Source organism: Solwaraspora sp. WMMD1047 (assembly GCF_029626155.1).
In the GTDB taxonomy this organism is placed as follows: Bacteria; Actinomycetota; Actinomycetes; order Mycobacteriales; family Micromonosporaceae; genus WMMD1047.
The window spans coordinates 5,331,391-5,347,583 of record NZ_JARUBL010000001.1; the positions used below are offsets into that span (position 1 = coordinate 5,331,391).

The window sequence follows — 16,193 nt, forward strand, 5'->3', positions numbered from 1 at the left end:
TGTCCGCGGACATTCCTAGGTCTACGCTCGCGGCATGGCGGACTTCCGGGAACTGGCGCTGCAGGTAGCGACTGCCACCGCTGACCGCGACTCGGCTGTTCACCTGGCCGGGCAGATTGTCGCCGCCCGGCTTGCCGCCAGCGCGCAGGTCACCGGGCCGGTGATGAGTGTGGCGTGGCATCTCGGCGAGATGGTCACTGCCGAGGAGTGGCGGGTGCTGCTCTACACGACGAAGGCCCGCTATGCGGAGCTCGAACTGGCCTTGCTCGACTGGCACCCGTGGCAGAACCCGCAGATCACCGCTACTCCGATCGTGGCGGGATCGGCGGGGTGCCTGGCCTGGCTGGATGAGTCAGTCGCAGATCGGTGACCAGCCCACGCAGGTCGGCCACGCAGGGCAGGGCGGCGTACGGAGTCAGCCGGTTGAGTAGCGCTTCGATCCGCTGCGCTGGCCGCACCGACGCGACACCGGCCGCCAGATGGGCGGCACCGGCGGCGGTCGCGCATGCCTGCTCGACCTCGTGAGCGTCGAGCCATGACTCGGCGAGCCACGACTGGTACAGGGCCTTGTCTCGGGCATGGGTGGCCGGGTAGGCGGCCAGCACCGCCTCCAGGACAGGGATGGCCCGCAGCGGGCGGCGTAGGACGGTCCAGCAGCGGCCGGTCATGATCGCCGCCTCGGACCGGTCGACCCAGTACACCCAGTCGGGTTCGGGGCGGTCCCTCACCTCGGTCAGGCATGCGGTGCCGATGTCCAGATGCCGCTCGGCTGCCGCTGCCACGCCGCCTAGCGCGTGGACCCATGCTCGGCGGAGGTGCAGTAGTGCCCGGACCGTCGGTGTCGCGTCAGGCCCGGCGGTCTCGCACGCTGCCGCCGCGTGCCTCGCCGCTCGGCCCTGGTCCGATTCCTGGTAGGCGAGGAACGCGAAGGCGTTACCCGCCAGGCCGGTGTCGCCAGCGTCGAGGGCCGCGGCGCGACTGGTCCGGAACAGCCGGTCGGCGTCGCTCAGGCGGCCGGCGTCGAAGGCCGCCCATCCGGCGAGCTGCGCCTGCTCGCCGAGGACCGTCAGCAGTCCTCGGCCCGTCGTCTCCGCGTAGGTGCCGTGTTGGATCAGGCTACGGGTCGATTCCATCTCCCCGGTGAACAGCTCGACCGTGTCGGCGCCGCCGAGGAAATCGTCAAGGCGGCGCAGCCGCGCGGTTCGATCGGCGAGCTGTTGCGGTACGGCGGACCCAACCTTCGAGCCGCATTCCAGGATGGTGTGCGGCAGTGCCACGGCGAGCCCCGCCCGCGCGATCACCTCGCGGCGCCGCAGTCCGGGCTGGCCCGTTGCCAGGGCGGCCAGCTCGCCACCGGCGCCGAGCGCGTTGTCGATCTGCCGGGCGGCCCTGGCGCTGGGAGCCTTGGCCCCGGTCTCCAGCTCGTGGAGGTAGCTCTTGGTGTAAAAAGCCTGCTTTGCGAGGGCTCGCAGGGAGATCCCGCGAGCGGCGCGCAGTTCGCGGAGACGGGTGTGAAATTCGTCCATTGACGACACTCCCGGTTAGAGGCTGAGCGGCGGTCCGCCGGGTCTTCTACTGTCGGCAACTGCCGAGTCACCGTACACCGAAGCAAGCCCAGAAGTCACACAGCGCTACCGCCGGCTCACTACAGTTACCGATGCGACATCATCCGACTGTTGGTCACCGGGGGAACATTCGGTTGCTGAGAAACGTTTCGAGCAGCACCCGGTCGAACGCAAGAACGAGGAGGGATCGTGACCGCCCACCGGTGGGGTGATGTCAAGGCCGAGGCGATGGCCCGACAGCCGTGGCTGGACAGCGCTGAGGCGCAAGGCCAGCGGGCCACGACTCGCGCGGAGAATCTCGGCCGAATCCGGGGGCATGAGTTGGCCGAGATGCGCAAGTCGGCCGGGCTTACCATCCAAACGCGACTCCACGGCGACGTACTCGGTCTCCCGTCGCGAACGGGTGGAAACCGCTGGCAATGAGGGGACTCGCTAGATCGGGATGACGGGTCCGTCCTTCCAGTCCCCGTACGCCTCCGGCTCTGACGTCAGCACGTAGGCCCCATTGACGCTCGCCTCAACCATCGCCGCAGCCAGATCGAGCCGACCCAGGGCGACCGACCACTTCGTCAACAACCCCCACTCCTGCGCTGGCACTCCGGTGACCACGGCGTGGGGGTGCTGCACCAGCAGCAGCACCCGCGGGTCGTCGGCGCCCAAAAGCCGTCGTCCAGCCTCCGCGAGGCACACCGTGGGGACCGCGAACCGACCTTCTTCGTCAGCGATCTCCGCGATGGTCTCGCCGACGTGGATCGACGCGTGGGCGTAGGCGATGATCGCGGACGCGTCGAGGATGAGGTGGATGTCGCCGCTCACGCCGCTGGGTTCTGGCCGACACGGCGCAGAGCGGCCCACCGTTCGGGGGTCATACGTTCGCGGGCCTCGGCGAGGCGTTGGCGAGCGCGGGCGCGGCCTTCCTCGGTGATGACGAAGCCTTGTTCGGCGAGCATCTGGTGGCCGCGTTCCCGGGCGGCGCGTTGGCGGATGGCTTCGGCGACGTAGGCGGAGGCGTTGGGTTCGCCTTCAAGCCGTTCGGCGATGTCGTCAGGGAGGCTAACCGTTACCCGCTTCGTCATACCTGACAGCCTACCGCTTCATACCCGAGTCGTTCGAGGGGTTCGGGCCGGTCGGCCGGCTGGTGCGTCGCGCTCAAATGCGTAGACCGGAAGGTGTCGGCGCTTCTGACAAGCGAGTGCTGGCCGAGCGACCAAGCGCGAGGTGATGCGACAGAGCGATCTCTGTTTTCGCTGGTGGATCGGGTTCTGTGGGCGCGGCAGGTTTCGAACCTGCGACCCCTCGCTTGTAAGGCGGGACCGAGTTAGCGCGGTGCCATGAACGCGTTCGACCTGGCCTTGCTGGGGGTGCCCATCGTGCGGAGAGTCGATAAGCGAGTGGTCGCTGACTAGCCCGTTCGCTGGGCTTCTTGATCTTCTTCGGCCTGCTCCTGGATCTCCAGGACGGCCCGCACCATCCGCAGCTTGTCGCGTGCGGAGATGCCGCTGAGGTTCTTGATCCGGTCAAGCTCGGCGGCCACGTCGACCGACGCCTCACCGGCGGCCACCTCGCGCTCCTGGACCTGTTGGACCAGGAGCGCGACTTGTTCCGGTGCCACGCTCTTGCCGGCAACAGCGAGGGCATGTCCTGGATCCGCGTCGACCGCCAGCGCCATGGCGACGATCGTGAGCGTTCCCGGATTCACTGCCACCCGGCCGCCACCCTTGCTCTGCCTGCCGGTGACGACTTGGCGCCATCGGGCTTCGCTGATGCCGGCCCGTTGAGCGGCTTGGCGGCCGGAGAGTCCGAGGCGTTCGCGGGCGTCGTCGAGGACCTGGCCCAGGGGGGTCAGCTCGCGCGGAGTCATGCGCGCACTCTACGCGATTCTTCGCGGATCTTCGCACAGACGGACGTGAATGAATCGCTATCCGTACCGGTGGTTGATCAACCGAACAGCCCACTTCGCGCGCAGACTTGCGAAGAAGTGCGAAGCGGGCTACGTTCTTCGCATGCCCCAAGCAACCCGCCGAGCAGGTGCCCGCCACCCGCTTGACCACGACCCGGTCGCCCTCCGCAACCGCCGGGTCGACGCCGGACGCACTCAGTTCGACGTCGCCACGGCGGCCGGAATCAGCCCCGGACACCTCTCCGAACTCGAATCCGGCACCCGCAACCCGTCCCCGCCGGTGCTCGCCGCTCTCGCCAAGGTGCTGGGCTGCGCCATCACCGACCTGCGTCCCCAGGCCCGGCTCTGATGGCCGCCCCGACGCGCGGATTCGACAGCCGTCCGCCGGCCCAACGATCGCTGATGGCCTCCTACGGCAGCCTCACCCGCTGGTCCCAGGTCACCTCGAAGACCGACCGGCGGGCCCAGCTCGACGCCGCGAACGCGGCGCTGCGGAGCAAGTGGGAGCGCCTGGCCGACCCGGACGGCGTCTTGCCGCCGGACGAGCTGGCGGCAGCGGTCGGCCGCCTGAAGAGCGCCCACTTCCGCCGGATGTCTCTCGCCTCGGCGGAGTCCCGCCGCGGCCGCCGGAAGACCACCCGATGACCACCAGGAAGGCCCCCGTGTTCCCCGTGCTCGGCCCGATCACCCGCCGCCTGCTCCAGCAGTTCGGGCCGGATGACCCGGCGTGGTCGCCGCCGCGCAGCTCGATGCGGCCGGTGACGAAGCAGCCGGCGGAGACGTGGGGTCGGCCCGCGAACCGGAAGGCCAAGTGATGACCGTCGACCGGCTCCTGATCGCCGTGCAGCACACCGTGCTTGCCGGCCTCGCCCTGGTCGCGTTCGCCGACCCGGTCGGCCTGGCCTGGCACCTCTGACGTTCGAGCCCCCGCCGCGGCTACGGCGAGGGCTCAGCGAATCCCCTACCCACCTACCACGACAGGAGGGACCCGATGTCCCAGCCTACCGGCCTCACCGCCGACCAGCTCCACACCCAGCTCCGCCGCGGCGCGTCCGGCGTCGCCGAGCTGGCCGCCATCGACCTGCTGATCACCGCCGCGCCGTTCGTCCTCACCCCGACCCGGCCGGACGTCGTCCGGCACGCCATCGCCGACAACACCGGCCTGTTCCTGCGGCTGGACTGGGGCGGGCTGATGGTGGAGGTCGACCAGGGCCGGATCCCGCTGTCGCGGGGTGAGCGGCGCGTGGTCGACATCGCGCTCAGCCTGGCCCTGCCGGGCGTCACGGTGGCCCTCGGCCACGCCCTGACCGGCTTGGACAACATCGCGGCCGGCGCGGTCCTCGGCGCGGTCCGGGCGGTCCTGACGGACGGTGCCGACCGTGGCTGACCCGACCTACCTGATCGACTTCGGCGCCGGGGTGCCGCACTCCGCCCGCCCCAACATGGTGGCTGGCCTGTGCGGTCACGCCGTCGCCCTCTCCGAGTGGCGGGCCGGCCTGCTGCACTGCGAGCGGTGCACGCCGACCACGTCCGCGCTGATCGACCTGCTTCCGGCGCTCCGGCCGTTGGAGGTCGGCGCCGGCGAAAGCGTCGGTACCGAGCTGCACCGGCTCATCGACAACCTCGCCGAGCGGCTCGGTCTCGCCGACGAGGGCGACATCGAGGTGTTCGTCGACCTGGCCCGCGGTGAGGTGTCCGTGGTCGACGGCGCTGACGAGGACCTGGTGCTCGGCCGGGGTGTCGTGACCAGGGTGGACCGCTGGAACGAGGCGGCCGTGGTCGACGCTGCTCGCGCCCTGGTCTACGCCCACCGCGACGCGCCGTCGGAGAACCCGGCGCACACGGAGCGGGAGCTCGACGAGCTGATCCGGTTGGTGCGGGTGCGCGACGGGGAGCTGCCCGCCGAGCCGGCTTCGGTGCCGGATGGCCTGCACGTTGGCCGGGCGTTCTCCGGCAACGCGGTCGAGCAGGGGTGCTCGTGCGCGCTGGCGCCGTGCGGGCTGGTGGATGCCAGCCGGACGGACCCGGCGTGCCTGGACCACCCGACCAGCCGCGCCCGGACGATGCGGCAGATCCACCGGGCGTCGCAGTGCCCGGGGGGTGCGCGGTGACGCAGCCGAGCACCCCGAGCAACCCGTTCCCGGTGCCCCCTGGCCCGTGGCAGCCGTCCGGGCTGCCGGAGCAGACCGGAACCACCATCACCACCATCACGCTCTGCCCGAACGGCTGCGGCACCGAGATCCTCCCCGGCGACATCTGCTGCGACAACTGGGTGCCCGCGGGGTGGTCCCGGTGAAGCGGCACCCGGAGACGTGCTGGCCCGACCTGGCCTGCCCCGGCTGCCGCCGCCGGCACCGCGTCAACCTCGCCTGCCTCGCCGCCGCCCCGCTGCTGCTGGCGGCCGGCCTCATCGGACGGGCGGTCATCGGATGATCTCCCGCCTCATCGCCCGCCTGGTCGACGCCGAGGTGCGCCGGCTCAACCGGGAGCTGGCCGTGGTTCGCGAGGAGCGCACCACCGCCCGCACCGTCGCCGCCCGCTGGCACCAGCTCTACCGCGCCATCCGAGAGGAGCACAACCGTGGATGAGACCTGGATCTACCTGGCCCTGGCCCTGATCGGCGGCGGGGTTGCCGTCCTGTGCTGGTACGGCCGGCTCCGGGCCCGCGACGCCCGAGACGACGCCCGAGCCGACCGGGACAAGGCCCAGGCCCAGGCCCGCCTGCTCCGCACCGAGCTGAACCAGGCCGGCCACCAGCTCCGGCAGTTCTCCCTGATGCGCGCCCGGTTCATCGACCTGCTCGGCGAGCGCGACGAGGCGATCCGGCAGGCGGAAAGCCTCCGGCACGACCTCGACGCGCTGAGCATCGCCGGCCCCGCCCCGCGACCGGCCGCCGACCAGCCCTGGTGGGCCACGACCATGCGCGACATCAACACGGTGCCGGTGACGAGCCCGGAGGACCCGCGGTGACCGGCCTGGCCTGGCCGGGTCCGGTGCTGCGCCGGCCGCCCGCGATCGTCGGCGTCGACACGGAGTCGATGCCCCGGGTCACGGACGCCGTGCAGCTCCTGCCGGTCGTCCGCCCCCACCAGCCCGGCCCGGTCGCCGCGCCGGCCCTCGACCTCACCTGGTCGGCGCTGGACCTGCTCCTCCTGCCGGTCGCCGCCTGGCTGATGGCCCGGGACATGCCGGCCCGGCACCGCCGCCGCGGCGCCGTCGTCCGTCGGCGCGGCATCGACCTCCGCGCCGACCACCACCAGCACCGCCACAACGCCACGGGAGACCCAGCATGACCCTTCGCACCCGCAAGCCCACCGGAGCCGTGCCCTGGCCCCTGATCCTCATCGAGGGCGGGGAGAAGTCCGGCAAGTCCTGGGCGTGCGCCCAGTTCAGCACCAGCGACCGCATCGGCCAGATGTACTGGATCGACCTGGGCGAAGGCGCCGCCGACGAGTACGGCGCCATCCCCGGCGCCAACTACCTGGTCGTCGAGCACGACGGCACCTGGGCACAGATCCAGGGCGCCGTCGACGCCGTCAAGGCCGAGGCCGCCCGCGCCGCCGAGGCCGGGGAGCCGCCGGTCGTGCTGGTCATCGACTCGATGACGGCCGAGTGGGACCTCCTGAAGGACTGGGCCTCGGACAAGGCCCGCCAGCGGTACAACCGGAAGGCCCGCGAGCAGCGTCGCAAGGAGTTGGCCGCCGACGAAGAGCCGAAGATCTCCATGGATCTGTGGAACGAGGCCAACGGCCGCCACAGGCGCCTGATGACCACCCTGATGACCTTCCCCGGGATCGTGCTGATGACCGCCCGCGGCAAGGACGTCGCCGCCATGGACGACAAGGGCAACCCGATCCCGAACACCCGGGAGTACCGGGTCGAAGGGCAGAAGACGATCGGCTTCGACGCGTCGTGCTGGATCCGCCTCGACCGGGCCAAGCCGGGGACCGTGGTCGGTGTCCGGTCGGTCCACGTCGGACTGCGGCCCGGCTACGACGCGCCGATCGAGCTGGCCCGTGACTGGACGGTCGAGGGCATCGTCTTCGACACGCTCCGGTGCGCGCCGGCCGAGGCCCACGTCCGGGACCTGACCGTGTTGCAGCCGGCCGAGCCGGATGGCGATCGTCCGCCGGTCGAGGACCGGATCGACGAGCGCGGCGGCGCGTGGGAAGGAATCGCCGAGGCGGCGGAGCGCCGCGAGGCGCGGCCGGTGTCGGGCCCGCCCGCCGCCCCGCCCGCGCTCGGCGCCGCCGCGACCGCGATCCTGGCCGACCTCGCCGCCGCCGCCGACCAGGAGGCACTACGCACCGTGTGGCGGGCCGCTGGTGCAGCCCAGGCCGAGAACCGGGTCACCGCCGCTGAGGGCCGTTGGATCGAGCAGAAGTGGCGGGAGCGGAAGGAACACCTGTTCCCCGCTAACCCGGCCACGCCGGAACAGCACCGGAAGATCTTCGCCCTGTGCGGTGAGGCCGCGATCGACGACCGGGACACCCGGTTGGCGATGCTCGGCGAGATCCTCGACCGGGACATCGACACGCAGAACCGGCTCAGCGTGGACGACGCGCGGAGGGTGATCGACCACCTGGAGCGGGTGGCGGCGCAGTCCCAGCCGCCGGCCGAGCGGGTGGGGGCTGACGCATGAGCCACAAGCCCACCCACGAGCAGCAGCAGATCATCGACGCTGCCCGGACCGGCGACGACCTCACCATTGAGGCCGGCGCCGGCACCGGGAAGACCAGCACCCTCAAGATGCTGGCCCGGGACCAGAGCCGGCGGCGGGGCGCGTACCTGGCCTACAACAAGGCCATCGCGGTCGACGCCGCCAAGTCGTTCCCGTCGTCGGTGGTGTGCAAGACCGCGCACAGCTTCGCGTACGGAGCGGTTGGCCGGGACTACGCGCACCGGCTGAAGGCGCCGAGGATGCCGGCCGGAGAGGCCGCCGGCATCCTCGGCATCAACGAACCGGTGAAGGTCGGCGAGGTCACCTTCTCCTACCAGCAGCTCGCCCGGCTCGTCACCGAGACGATCCAGCGGTTCTGCTACTCCGCCGACGATCGGATCCAGCGGATGAACGTGCCGCTGATCAACGGGGTCGACAAGGCGGGTCAGGCCGAGCTGGCCCGGTACCTGGTCCCGATCGCCCAGCGCGCCTGGGACGAGGACATCACCAGCCGCGAGGGCCGGTTGCGGTTCACCCACGACTGCTACCTGAAGATGTGGATCCTGTCGAAGCCGGTCATCCACGCCGACTACGTGCTACTCGACGAGGCGCAGGACTCTAACCCGGCCGTGGCCGGTCTGGTGTCCGACCAGCCGGCGCAGCGGATCCTGGTCGGGGACCGGTCGCAGGCTATCTACGGCTGGCGTGGGGCGACCGACGCGATGGCCACCTTCGACGGGCAGCGATTCCAGCTCAGCCAGTCGTTCCGCTTCGGCCCGGCCGTGGCAGCAGAGGCGAACAAGTGGCTCTCGCTGCTCGACGCGCCTCTGCGGTTGACCGGCTACGACGCCATCCCGTCCCGGATCGGGGCGCTCGGTGACGCCGCCGACGCGGTGCTGTGCCGGTCCAACGGCGGGGCGATCGGCCAGGTGATGTCGGCGCTGGGTGCCGGCCGCCGGGTGGCTCTGGTCGGGGGCGGCAACGAAATCCGGCGGATGGCGGAGGCGGCCGAGAGGCTCCAGGCTGGTCGGCCGACGGACCACCCGGAGTTGTTCGCGTTCACCAGTTGGCGGGAGGTGCGGGATTACGTCGAGCACGACGCCGCCGGTTCCGACCTGCGGGTGTTCGTGCGGCTGATCGACAAGCACGGGGCTCGCGAGGTGATGCGGGTCTGTGACGCCCTGGTCGACGAGCGGTGCGCGGATGTTGTCGTTTCGACCGCGCACAAGGCCAAAGGGCGGGAGTGGCCGACGGTCCGGATCGCCGCGGACTTCCCGGAGCCGAAGCCCGACAGCGATACCGGGGAGACGCCGAGCCCGGCCCGCGAGGAGGCGATGCTGGCCTACGTCGCGGTGACCCGCGCTCAGGATGTGCTTGACCGAGAGGGCCTGGCCTGGGTCGACCGGCATGTGGTCGGCGCGGCCCGGGTGCACGATCCTGCCGCGATCATGCCGGACGCGCCGGACGACACCGCCCCGGACATCGGCGACCTGATCGAGGCGTCGTCCCTCGGCACACCGGAGGCGAAGGCCCTGCGCGAGGAGGCCCGCTCGGTCCTGGCCGGTGAGCTGACCGGGATGCCGGAGGAGCAGGCGGACTGGGACGCCGACCAGGCGCCGGAGCCGTTGGTGGACACGGCGTACGGCCCGCTGCCGGCGCACGAGGCCGCTCAGCTCGCCGAGCACGGCTACGTCACCTGCCGCTGCCTGCCTGAGCCTGTGGCGGCCGGCCGTGGATAACGTCCGCTACCTCCCCGGGGCCAGCGTGGTGCTGGCCCCGGGGCGCCCCCGAGCCGACCGTGACGCCATCGGCGACCGGTACACCGCCCTGTGCGAGGCCCGCGCCCACGCCGCCACCAGCGTCATCGCGATGCTCGCCGAGGCGTGCGCCGATGACGTGCCCGTGCTGGTCGACGAGCTGCACCAGGCGGAGCAGCTCCGACGGGAGCTGGCCACCGCGGTCGACGAGCTGGCCGACACCATCGCCGCGGTGCGCGCCCTGCACGAGGAGCGCGAGGTGGCCGGCCCGGCTGGCCCGGTGCTGGTGTGCGCCGGCTGCGGGATCGAGGTCGGCGCCGGCCCGTGCCCGACGATCGCCGCGCTGGACGGTGGGTCCGATGGCTGACGGCCTGTTCCCGGCTGAACCGTTCCTCGCCCCGGAGACCGGCCCGCTGCCGGCCGATCCGGTGTCCGCCGGCCGCCGGCTCACCCAGCGGCAGGCGGAGGCGGTACGCCTCGGCGCCCACCCCCTCGCCCGGGTCGACCCGTCGATCCGGATCCACCCCGACGCGGACCCCGACCGGACCGCCAGCGCGGACAACGCCGCTTCCCGGCCGCTGCGGTGCGGCACCTGCCGGCACCGGACGACCGCCACCTACCCGAAGTGCCTGTGGCGGCCCAGCTCGCCCGGGCCGGTGCCGCGGGTCACCCACGGCCCGGCCTCCGACGTGCGCGCCTGGTGGCCAGCCTGCCGCGACTGGCAGCCCCGAGAGGAGGGGTGACGATGCCTCAACCGTTTGACCCGTTCCGCCACCGCGCCCGCGGGGTGTGGCAGTCCGACCACGCCGCGTTCACCCCAGCCGGCGAGATGTTCGTGTCCATCGGCTACGGAGAGGTAGCCGACCGCAGCCCGTACCGTGCCGGCGACTGGGTGCAGTTCCACGGCCTGCCGGGGTGGCCGGAGGGCGATTCCCGCGCGCACGGCTGGCGCGGCTACGTCCTCGGCAGCCGCGGTCACCTCCTGGTCCACGGGATCACCGACGACGGGCGGCCCTTCGAGGAGCACTGGGCCTGGCTCGTGCCGGACGGCGCGCCGGACCCGTACCAGATGTGCACGTGCTGCCCCCACCCGCCGCGCGTGGTGCGCAAGCCGGCGCCGCCGCGACCCGAGCAGCTCGACCTGTTCGGGCCGCTGGCCGCCCTGGGAATGAGCGCGTGATGGCCCGGTCTCGTCCCCGGCCGCGCCGGTCCCGCCAGCCCGCCAAGAGCCGTCTGGCGCCGTGCGTCTACGCCCCCGACTTCACCCTGCCGGACCCGCGCGACCCGGACCACCCGCTGTGCCGGTGCGGCCTGCACCGGGGCCACGTCCGCCACCAGCTCCCCGACACCAGCGAGGCCACGGCAGAGCACCGCCGCCGAATCGGGGACGACGCATGAGCCACATCCTCCAGATCGTCTGGCCCATCACCGACGACCACTACACCCGATCCGAACTCATCGAAGAGGCCACCCGCCTACTCGACCACTACGCCGCCGACCTCGGCGCGATCATCAGCGGCCCACCACTCTGGCTCATCTTCCCCGCAGCCGACGTGCCCGGATGGACCACGTACCCCGGCAGCGTCCTCGTCGCCCGGATGCCCGCCATCCAGGACGAAGAGTTCACCGCCTGGCGGGCACGGCGGGACATCGACCCGATCCGGATCGAGCAGGCACTCGCAGGCCAAATCACCGCCCGGCAGCTCGGCACCGCCGAGAAGCGTCACCTCGTCGAGCGGCTGATCGCCGACGGCCTCGACGACACCGCCATCGGGGTCCGGCTCCGCTGGTCGGACACACCCCGGAAGGCCCGGAACTGCGTGCTGCGGTTCCGGACCTGGCACCAGATCCGCCGAGAGGCACCGCGTACCGACGCGGCAGCCGCGGCCTGACCCAGCACCACCCAACCCGAGAGGAGACCCACCCAGTGCCACAGCCCACCGAGGACGACCGGACGGTCCGCCCGTTCGGCGCCATCCTCCAGGAGATCGCCGCCGGCCGCCTTCACAACCGGCTCTCCGAGCAGCTCGCCGACCTCACCACCGCCGTCCACGCCACCGGCAAGAAGGGCACGGTCACCCTCACCATCACCGTCGCCCCGATCAAGGCCGGTGTCACCGACACCCTCGTCGTCTCGGGCCGGTCGGTGTGCAAGGCGCCGGAGGGCGAGGACGCCTTCCCGTCGTCGGTGTTCTTCCCCGACGCCGCCGGCAACCTCACCCGCAACGACCCCAACCAGCCGACCCTGCCCCTGCGCGGGCTCGACACCACCCGAGAGGCCACCGCCTGATGACCAGCGACATCGAGAACGAGATGCAGACCATCGTCGGCACCGCCCTGGTCGCCGCCGAACCGACCAAGCTGGACCTGGGCGGCTACTACATCGTCAAGACCCCGGCGGGGGTGCAGCACGTCGACCTGACCGGCGACGCCTACCGGGACAACCCGCGCCGCAAGATCGGCACCGTCACCGTCCGGGACGCGCCGAGCTTCCTGGCCGTCTTCGCCAAGCACGCCTCGCCGACCGCCGAGATCTACGCCGACCGGGACCGGGGCACCATCACCGCGGTCCTGGACGCCCACCCGGGCGACGGCGGCACCCCGGCGTGGCAGCAGCACCGCGCCGTGCTCCAGCTCCGCCACTCCAAGGCCTTCACCGCCTGGCGGGAGATCAGCGGCCAACTGATGGCGCAGACCGCGTTCGCGGAGTTCGTCGAGGACCACCGCGCCGACATCCGCACCCCGGCCGCCGCCGACGTCCTGGAGATGGCCCAGACCATCCAGGGCACCACCAAGGTCGCGTGGAAGTCCTCGATGCTGCTGACCAACGGCCAGCGGCAGCTCTCCTACGTCGAGCAGGTCGACGCGAACGCCGGCCGGCGTGGGGAGATGGCCATCCCCGACAGCCTCGGCCTCGCCCTGGCCGTGTTCGACGGCGCGGCCGTCGCCGACCCGGTCACCGCCCGCCTCCGGTTCCGCATCAACGGCGAGGGCCGGCTGACCATCGGCGTGATCCTCGACCAGCTCGACGACGTCATCAACGCCGCGTTCGAGGGAGTGGTGGAGCAGGTGGCCGGCGGGGTGCCGGTGCCGATCCTGCGCGGAACCGCCCCGGCCTAACCCCGGTGCCGGCCCGGTCCCCACCACGGCGGACCGGGCCGGCACGCACCACCGCCCAACCACCCTGAACCACGGGAGCGCAGTTGTCCTACCAGCTCGTCGCGGAGGTCCTCGACCACGCGCCACCGATGACCGCCGCCGAGCGCCTGGTCCTCGTCGCCATCGCCGAGCGCGCCCGCACCGCCACCCGCGAATGCGACCTGGACACCGCCACCCTCGAACGGCGAACCGGCGGACTCGACCCCAGCAACGTCCGCGCCGCCCTCCGCCGACTCGCCGGCCGAGGCATCGAGGTACGCGTCTCTCTCGGCACCGACCGGACCGGCCGACCCGTCTACGCCTTCCGCGGCCAGGTCCCCCGCTATCGACTCCCGTCGCTGCCAGTGCCGCCAGGATGCCGCTGCGACACCTGCCGAAACCAGCCCATACAGGCTGTGGATAACTTCCCGCCCGCTGAACCCGAAGGCGAACACCAGCGCCCACCTTCCGACATAACCGCAGGTCACGAAGGCGGGCGCGAACGCCCTCCTACCTCAGAAGGAGGGCGGAGAACCACCGAAGGCGGGCGCTCAGACACCGAAGGCGGGCGCTCAACAACGCATGGCGTCGCCCAGCACCCGCCCTATCCGTCCGGGACCGGACCCGTCATCAATCAGCGGCCACCAACCACCGCCCACCTGATCGCACGAACCGGCGCGACCGAAGACGAGACCCACCTCCTCATCCAGACGATCAAGACCCGATTCCGCCCGCGCTCCTTCGGCGCCTACGTCCGAGCCATGTCCGACGACGACCTCACCGACCTCCTCGCCGAGATCCGCGCCGCCGCGCACACCGCCGTCCAGCTCCCACCGAAGTGCGACCGCTGCGACCCCTCCCGGCTCGTCGAGCTGCCCGACGGCCGACTGTCGCGCTGCCCGACATGCCACCCGATCGCCCGCGCCCGGACCGCCTGAGAGGCCCCGACGTGACCACGCAGAACCTGCCCGCGCCGCAGCACTCCGCCGCCCTGAACCGCCTCGTCGGCATCGCCACTGAGGCGCCCAACGCGGACACGGTGACCCCGCTGGAGGCCGCCGTGCAACGCGCCCGCCGCCGCAGGGCCGCCGCCGATCGGGCTCGCCGCCGCCGCCGGGACGCCGCCTGATGACCGTCCTGCCCCGGCACCGCACCGTCCGCGAACGCGCCGCCCAGGCCGCCGCGGCCGCCGCCATCGCCCGCGCCCAAGCCCACCACCGCCCACCCGACCCCGACCCCTGGCCCACCTGGCCACCCAGCCCCGCCGCCTGGCGCCGCCGCTGCCACCAGATCCGCCGAGACATCGAAGCCGAGAGGACCACCCGATGACCGACCAGACCGCCACCACCGAACCCACCCGACTCCTCCTCGAAGTCACCTGGAACGGCACCTACTACCAGCCCACCGAACGAACCGACCTGCTCAAGGACTGGATCACCTCCGCCCTCGACGACCGAAACGACAGCCCGGCAGTGACGTTCCCCGACCAGGCCACCCACATCTCCACCGTGCGCACCGCGATCATCGCCGCCGCCGAACAACGCGCCCACGCCATCACCCGCGACGCCACCACCGAACGCGACCTCTACGGCCAACGCGTCGACCAACTCCTCACCGAACGCGCCAACCTCCGAACCGCCATCCGCACCCTCGCCACCGCCCTCGACCAGCTCTGCGCCCGCACCCACCGCGACCTCCACCCCGACAGCCACAGCAGCCACCTCGACCCCACCGCCCTCCCCCAAAGCGTCCGCGACGCCCTCACCGCCCTCGACCGCTACGCCGAAGAACAGGGCGAAGCACTCGACCACCCAGCCGTCAAGGCAGCCCTCAACGCCACCGACAGCACCACACCCGCGACCCAGGACGCCCACTGCACCCACTGCGGCTGCTACCAAGGCGGCGGACTCTGCACCCAACCCGGCCGCACCGACAGCGGATGCCCCCACTGCGGAGCCTGCCAAGACTGCACCACCCTCGCCGCCGACATCCGCACCAGCAAGGCCCAGGAAGAGCCCACCGCCGCGGCCCACATCTGCGTCGACCAGTGCCGCCCAAACGCCCACATCGCCTTCGAAGGCCGACGCCAAGCCACCGCCGCCGCGACCCCGGTTCCCGGTTCGCGCGCGCAGGGGCAGGCTGAGCGGGACGTGTTGGACCTGGCCCGACAGTGGCGCCGGTACTGGCCAGGCGGGGGTCTCGACCACGCCGCGGCGGCCGGGCAGCTCGCCTCCGCCGTTGACCGCCTGGACGCGGACGAGCCGCAGGAGCCGACCGACACGGCCGAGACTCCGGACGCCGCCGCCCGCCGCTTCGCCGGCGAGCTGGAGCGCCTCCGGACCGGCCTGCTCGACCGCAGCATTCAGCCCGACCCGTGGGCGCTCATCGGCACCGGGCCGGTCGATACCGCGCTGGAAGCCATCGACCGCGTCCTGGCCCTGGTCCAGGGCGCCGCGGAGTGGCGCGGCCGGTACGTCGAGGCCGGCTCGCCGGACTGGCCGCTTCACGGGCCGCTCGCTCAGGCCGTCGACGTCCTGCTGCACGCCTGGCCGGGTGTGGACCTGTCGGTGCCGGCCGTCACGATCGCCGACACCGCCGCCGAGGCCGGCCCGGACCTGTCCGACGTGCTCCGCGACCGCCTCGCCCAGGCCGACACCGCCCCGGCCGCCGAGACATTCGACCCCGACCGGCTCATCACCACCGCCCGCCACGACCTCGACACCGCCACCGGCGACGCCGAACGCGCCGAAGCCATCGAGACACTCCTCGACCGCTGGGACGCCGCCTGGACAGCCACCGCGGTGACGAGCCCGACGTACCCGCTCGCCGGCGCGCTGGTCCGCCTCCTCCGCCCGGCACCGTCGCAGGGCCAGGACATCCCCAACGACCAGCTCGACGCCCTCGTGGCCGGCCTACCCAAGCCGACCATCCGCCAGTCCCCGTTCGAGCTGGACATCATCCGCAGCGCCGCCAAGCAGGGCTACCGGGTCGGCTTCGCCGCCGCCGTCGGATGCACGATCACGATCGGGGACCTCGGCGACCGCCTGGAGATCGGCGACCGACCGGAGGTCACCCGATGAAGGCCCTCGCCCGCCGCCTCGCCTACGAGCTGCTCTGCGGCTTCGCCGTCGGCGTCGGCGTCATCCTCGGCCTCGGCGCCGCCCTCACCGCCC

At 72.2% G+C, this 16,193-nt stretch carries 28 protein-coding genes; 24 read left to right on the plus strand and 4 right to left on the minus strand.

The annotated features are described in order from the left end of the window. The first annotated feature begins 34 nt into the window (after positions 1–34). Entirely contained in the window at positions 35–370 is a 336-nt protein-coding gene (cutA, locus tag O7627_RS24165) for a divalent-cation tolerance protein CutA (protein WP_278095762.1), read from the plus strand. Here the strand turns inward: cutA and O7627_RS24170 are convergent. The 4 genes from O7627_RS24170 to O7627_RS24185 all read right to left on the minus strand — a co-directional run bounded on the left by O7627_RS24170 (position 303) and on the right by O7627_RS24185 (position 3,426). Beyond that, positions 303–1,526 carry a helix-turn-helix transcriptional regulator gene (locus tag O7627_RS24170; protein ID WP_278095763.1) on the minus strand — a complete coding sequence of 408 codons (1,224 nt, stop codon included), beginning with the start codon at positions 1,524–1,526 and terminating at the stop codon, positions 303–305. The genes cutA and O7627_RS24170 overlap by 68 nt on opposite strands. Positions 1,527–1,997: 471 nt before the next feature. Beyond that, complete coding sequence (locus O7627_RS24175) at positions 1,998–2,381, minus strand: hypothetical protein (protein WP_278095764.1); 384 nt, start codon at positions 2,379–2,381, stop codon at positions 1,998–2,000. Further along, entirely contained in the window at positions 2,378–2,641 is a 264-nt protein-coding gene (locus tag O7627_RS24180) for a hypothetical protein (protein WP_278095765.1), read from the minus strand. The genes O7627_RS24175 and O7627_RS24180 overlap by 4 nt, the downstream gene beginning before the upstream one ends. A 326-nt stretch (positions 2,642–2,967) precedes the next feature. Further along, positions 2,968–3,426 carry a helix-turn-helix transcriptional regulator gene (locus tag O7627_RS24185; RefSeq protein ID WP_278095766.1) on the minus strand — a complete coding sequence of 153 codons (459 nt, stop codon included), beginning with the start codon at positions 3,424–3,426 and terminating at the stop codon, positions 2,968–2,970. Between the two features lie 142 nt (positions 3,427–3,568). Between O7627_RS24185 and O7627_RS24190 the strand changes: the two genes are divergently transcribed. From O7627_RS24190 to O7627_RS24300, 23 genes are all read left to right on the plus strand, one after another. After that, the gene (locus O7627_RS24190; RefSeq protein WP_278095767.1) at positions 3,569–3,814 is read left to right on the plus strand and encodes a helix-turn-helix transcriptional regulator; all 246 of its coding nucleotides are present in this window, start codon (positions 3,569–3,571) and stop codon (positions 3,812–3,814) included. Between the two features lie 53 nt (positions 3,815–3,867). Then, the gene (locus tag O7627_RS24195) at positions 3,868–4,110 is read left to right on the plus strand and encodes a hypothetical protein (RefSeq protein ID WP_278095768.1); all 243 of its coding nucleotides are present in this window, start codon (positions 3,868–3,870) and stop codon (positions 4,108–4,110) included. Then, a complete protein-coding gene (locus O7627_RS24200) occupies positions 4,107–4,280 on the plus strand; it encodes a hypothetical protein (protein ID WP_278095769.1) in 174 nt (57 codons plus the stop codon). The genes O7627_RS24195 and O7627_RS24200 overlap by 4 nt, the downstream gene beginning before the upstream one ends. Positions 4,281–4,456: 176 nt before the next feature. Next, entirely contained in the window at positions 4,457–4,852 is a 396-nt protein-coding gene (locus O7627_RS24205) for a hypothetical protein (RefSeq protein ID WP_278095770.1), read from the plus strand. Beyond that, positions 4,845–5,576: a hypothetical protein gene (locus tag O7627_RS24210; protein ID WP_278095771.1), complete on the plus strand. Its 732-nt coding sequence runs from the start codon at positions 4,845–4,847 to the stop codon at positions 5,574–5,576. The genes O7627_RS24205 and O7627_RS24210 overlap by 8 nt, the downstream gene beginning before the upstream one ends. Further along, on the plus strand, positions 5,573–5,761 hold the full coding sequence (locus O7627_RS24215) for a hypothetical protein (protein ID WP_278095772.1): 189 nt from the start codon (positions 5,573–5,575) through the stop codon (positions 5,759–5,761). The genes O7627_RS24210 and O7627_RS24215 overlap by 4 nt, the downstream gene beginning before the upstream one ends. Then, the gene (locus tag O7627_RS24220) at positions 5,758–5,898 is read left to right on the plus strand and encodes a hypothetical protein (RefSeq protein WP_278095773.1); all 141 of its coding nucleotides are present in this window, start codon (positions 5,758–5,760) and stop codon (positions 5,896–5,898) included. The genes O7627_RS24215 and O7627_RS24220 overlap by 4 nt, the downstream gene beginning before the upstream one ends. Further along, on the plus strand, positions 5,895–6,053 hold the full coding sequence (locus tag O7627_RS24225) for a hypothetical protein (protein WP_278095774.1): 159 nt from the start codon (positions 5,895–5,897) through the stop codon (positions 6,051–6,053). Before O7627_RS24220 ends, O7627_RS24225 begins: the two co-directional genes overlap by 4 nt. Further along, complete coding sequence (locus tag O7627_RS24230; RefSeq protein WP_278095775.1) at positions 6,046–6,435, plus strand: hypothetical protein; 390 nt, start codon at positions 6,046–6,048, stop codon at positions 6,433–6,435. The genes O7627_RS24225 and O7627_RS24230 overlap by 8 nt, the downstream gene beginning before the upstream one ends. Continuing rightward, positions 6,432–6,758, plus strand: coding sequence for a hypothetical protein (locus O7627_RS24235; protein ID WP_278095776.1), 327 nt, complete (start codon positions 6,432–6,434; stop codon positions 6,756–6,758). The genes O7627_RS24230 and O7627_RS24235 overlap by 4 nt, the downstream gene beginning before the upstream one ends. Then, positions 6,755–8,107 carry a hypothetical protein gene (locus tag O7627_RS24240; RefSeq protein ID WP_278095777.1) on the plus strand — a complete coding sequence of 451 codons (1,353 nt, stop codon included), beginning with the start codon at positions 6,755–6,757 and terminating at the stop codon, positions 8,105–8,107. Before O7627_RS24235 ends, O7627_RS24240 begins: the two co-directional genes overlap by 4 nt. Then, entirely contained in the window at positions 8,104–9,864 is a 1,761-nt protein-coding gene (locus tag O7627_RS24245) for a UvrD-helicase domain-containing protein (RefSeq protein WP_278095778.1), read from the plus strand. The genes O7627_RS24240 and O7627_RS24245 overlap by 4 nt, the downstream gene beginning before the upstream one ends. Then, positions 9,857–10,249 carry a hypothetical protein gene (locus O7627_RS24250; RefSeq protein WP_278095779.1) on the plus strand — a complete coding sequence of 131 codons (393 nt, stop codon included), beginning with the start codon at positions 9,857–9,859 and terminating at the stop codon, positions 10,247–10,249. Before O7627_RS24245 ends, O7627_RS24250 begins: the two co-directional genes overlap by 8 nt. Continuing rightward, positions 10,242–10,625, plus strand: a complete 384-nt coding sequence (locus O7627_RS24255) for a hypothetical protein (RefSeq protein WP_278095780.1) — start codon at positions 10,242–10,244, stop codon at positions 10,623–10,625. Before O7627_RS24250 ends, O7627_RS24255 begins: the two co-directional genes overlap by 8 nt. A 2-nt stretch (positions 10,626–10,627) precedes the next feature. Continuing rightward, a complete protein-coding gene (locus O7627_RS24260) occupies positions 10,628–11,062 on the plus strand; it encodes a hypothetical protein (RefSeq protein WP_278095781.1) in 435 nt (144 codons plus the stop codon). Next, positions 11,062–11,280 (plus strand): hypothetical protein, encoded by a 219-nt coding sequence (locus O7627_RS24265; RefSeq protein WP_278095782.1) that lies wholly within the window; start codon positions 11,062–11,064, stop codon positions 11,278–11,280. Before O7627_RS24260 ends, O7627_RS24265 begins: the two co-directional genes overlap by 1 nt. Beyond that, positions 11,277–11,774, plus strand: coding sequence for a hypothetical protein (locus tag O7627_RS24270; RefSeq protein WP_278095783.1), 498 nt, complete (start codon positions 11,277–11,279; stop codon positions 11,772–11,774). The genes O7627_RS24265 and O7627_RS24270 overlap by 4 nt, the downstream gene beginning before the upstream one ends. Before the next feature lie 35 nt (positions 11,775–11,809). Continuing rightward, positions 11,810–12,172 carry a hypothetical protein gene (locus tag O7627_RS24275; protein WP_278095784.1) on the plus strand — a complete coding sequence of 121 codons (363 nt, stop codon included), beginning with the start codon at positions 11,810–11,812 and terminating at the stop codon, positions 12,170–12,172. Then, positions 12,172–13,002: a DUF2303 family protein gene (locus O7627_RS24280; protein WP_278095785.1), complete on the plus strand. Its 831-nt coding sequence runs from the start codon at positions 12,172–12,174 to the stop codon at positions 13,000–13,002. The genes O7627_RS24275 and O7627_RS24280 overlap by 1 nt, the downstream gene beginning before the upstream one ends. Positions 13,003–13,085: 83 nt before the next feature. Then, complete coding sequence (locus O7627_RS24285; RefSeq protein ID WP_278095786.1) at positions 13,086–13,958, plus strand: hypothetical protein; 873 nt, start codon at positions 13,086–13,088, stop codon at positions 13,956–13,958. Positions 13,959–13,969: 11 nt separating this feature from the next. Further along, entirely contained in the window at positions 13,970–14,149 is a 180-nt protein-coding gene (locus tag O7627_RS24290) for a hypothetical protein (RefSeq protein WP_278095787.1), read from the plus strand. After that, positions 14,149–14,349 (plus strand): hypothetical protein, encoded by a 201-nt coding sequence (locus O7627_RS24295; RefSeq protein WP_278095788.1) that lies wholly within the window; start codon positions 14,149–14,151, stop codon positions 14,347–14,349. The genes O7627_RS24290 and O7627_RS24295 overlap by 1 nt, the downstream gene beginning before the upstream one ends. After that, positions 14,346–16,100, plus strand: a complete 1,755-nt coding sequence (locus O7627_RS24300) for a hypothetical protein (protein ID WP_278095789.1) — start codon at positions 14,346–14,348, stop codon at positions 16,098–16,100. The genes O7627_RS24295 and O7627_RS24300 overlap by 4 nt, the downstream gene beginning before the upstream one ends. Positions 16,101–16,193 lie beyond the last annotated feature (93 nt).

What these genes read in the sequence shown, in the direction of transcription:
- O7627_RS24225 (WP_278095774.1), top strand. Translation starts at nt 5,895, where the DNA reads ATGATCTCCCGCCTCATCGCCCGCCTGGTCGACGCCGAGGTGCGCCGG.
- O7627_RS24205 (WP_278095770.1), top strand. Translation starts at nt 4,457, where the DNA reads ATGTCCCAGCCTACCGGCCTCACCGCCGACCAGCTCCACACCCAGCTC.
- O7627_RS24245 (WP_278095778.1), top strand. Translation starts at nt 8,104, where the DNA reads ATGAGCCACAAGCCCACCCACGAGCAGCAGCAGATCATCGACGCTGCC.
- O7627_RS24180 (WP_278095765.1), bottom strand. Translation starts at nt 2,641, where the DNA reads ATGACGAAGCGGGTAACGGTTAGCCTCCCTGACGACATCGCCGAACGG.
- O7627_RS24300 (WP_278095789.1), top strand. Translation starts at nt 14,346, where the DNA reads ATGACCGACCAGACCGCCACCACCGAACCCACCCGACTCCTCCTCGAA.
- O7627_RS24265 (WP_278095782.1), top strand. Translation starts at nt 11,062, where the DNA reads ATGGCCCGGTCTCGTCCCCGGCCGCGCCGGTCCCGCCAGCCCGCCAAG.
- O7627_RS24195 (WP_278095768.1), top strand. Translation starts at nt 3,868, where the DNA reads ATGGCCTCCTACGGCAGCCTCACCCGCTGGTCCCAGGTCACCTCGAAG.
- O7627_RS24200 (WP_278095769.1), top strand. Translation starts at nt 4,107, where the DNA reads ATGACCACCAGGAAGGCCCCCGTGTTCCCCGTGCTCGGCCCGATCACC.
- O7627_RS24240 (WP_278095777.1), top strand. Translation starts at nt 6,755, where the DNA reads ATGACCCTTCGCACCCGCAAGCCCACCGGAGCCGTGCCCTGGCCCCTG.
- O7627_RS24255 (WP_278095780.1), top strand. Translation starts at nt 10,242, where the DNA reads ATGGCTGACGGCCTGTTCCCGGCTGAACCGTTCCTCGCCCCGGAGACC.
- O7627_RS24295 (WP_278095788.1), top strand. Translation starts at nt 14,149, where the DNA reads ATGACCGTCCTGCCCCGGCACCGCACCGTCCGCGAACGCGCCGCCCAG.
- O7627_RS24280 (WP_278095785.1), top strand. Translation starts at nt 12,172, where the DNA reads ATGACCAGCGACATCGAGAACGAGATGCAGACCATCGTCGGCACCGCC.
- O7627_RS24170 (WP_278095763.1), bottom strand. Translation starts at nt 1,526, where the DNA reads ATGGACGAATTTCACACCCGTCTCCGCGAACTGCGCGCCGCTCGCGGG.
- cutA (WP_278095762.1), top strand. Translation starts at nt 35, where the DNA reads ATGGCGGACTTCCGGGAACTGGCGCTGCAGGTAGCGACTGCCACCGCT.
- O7627_RS24270 (WP_278095783.1), top strand. Translation starts at nt 11,277, where the DNA reads ATGAGCCACATCCTCCAGATCGTCTGGCCCATCACCGACGACCACTAC.
- O7627_RS24190 (WP_278095767.1), top strand. Translation starts at nt 3,569, where the DNA reads ATGCCCCAAGCAACCCGCCGAGCAGGTGCCCGCCACCCGCTTGACCAC.
- O7627_RS24260 (WP_278095781.1), top strand. Translation starts at nt 10,628, where the DNA reads ATGCCTCAACCGTTTGACCCGTTCCGCCACCGCGCCCGCGGGGTGTGG.
- O7627_RS24185 (WP_278095766.1), bottom strand. Translation starts at nt 3,426, where the DNA reads ATGACTCCGCGCGAGCTGACCCCCCTGGGCCAGGTCCTCGACGACGCC.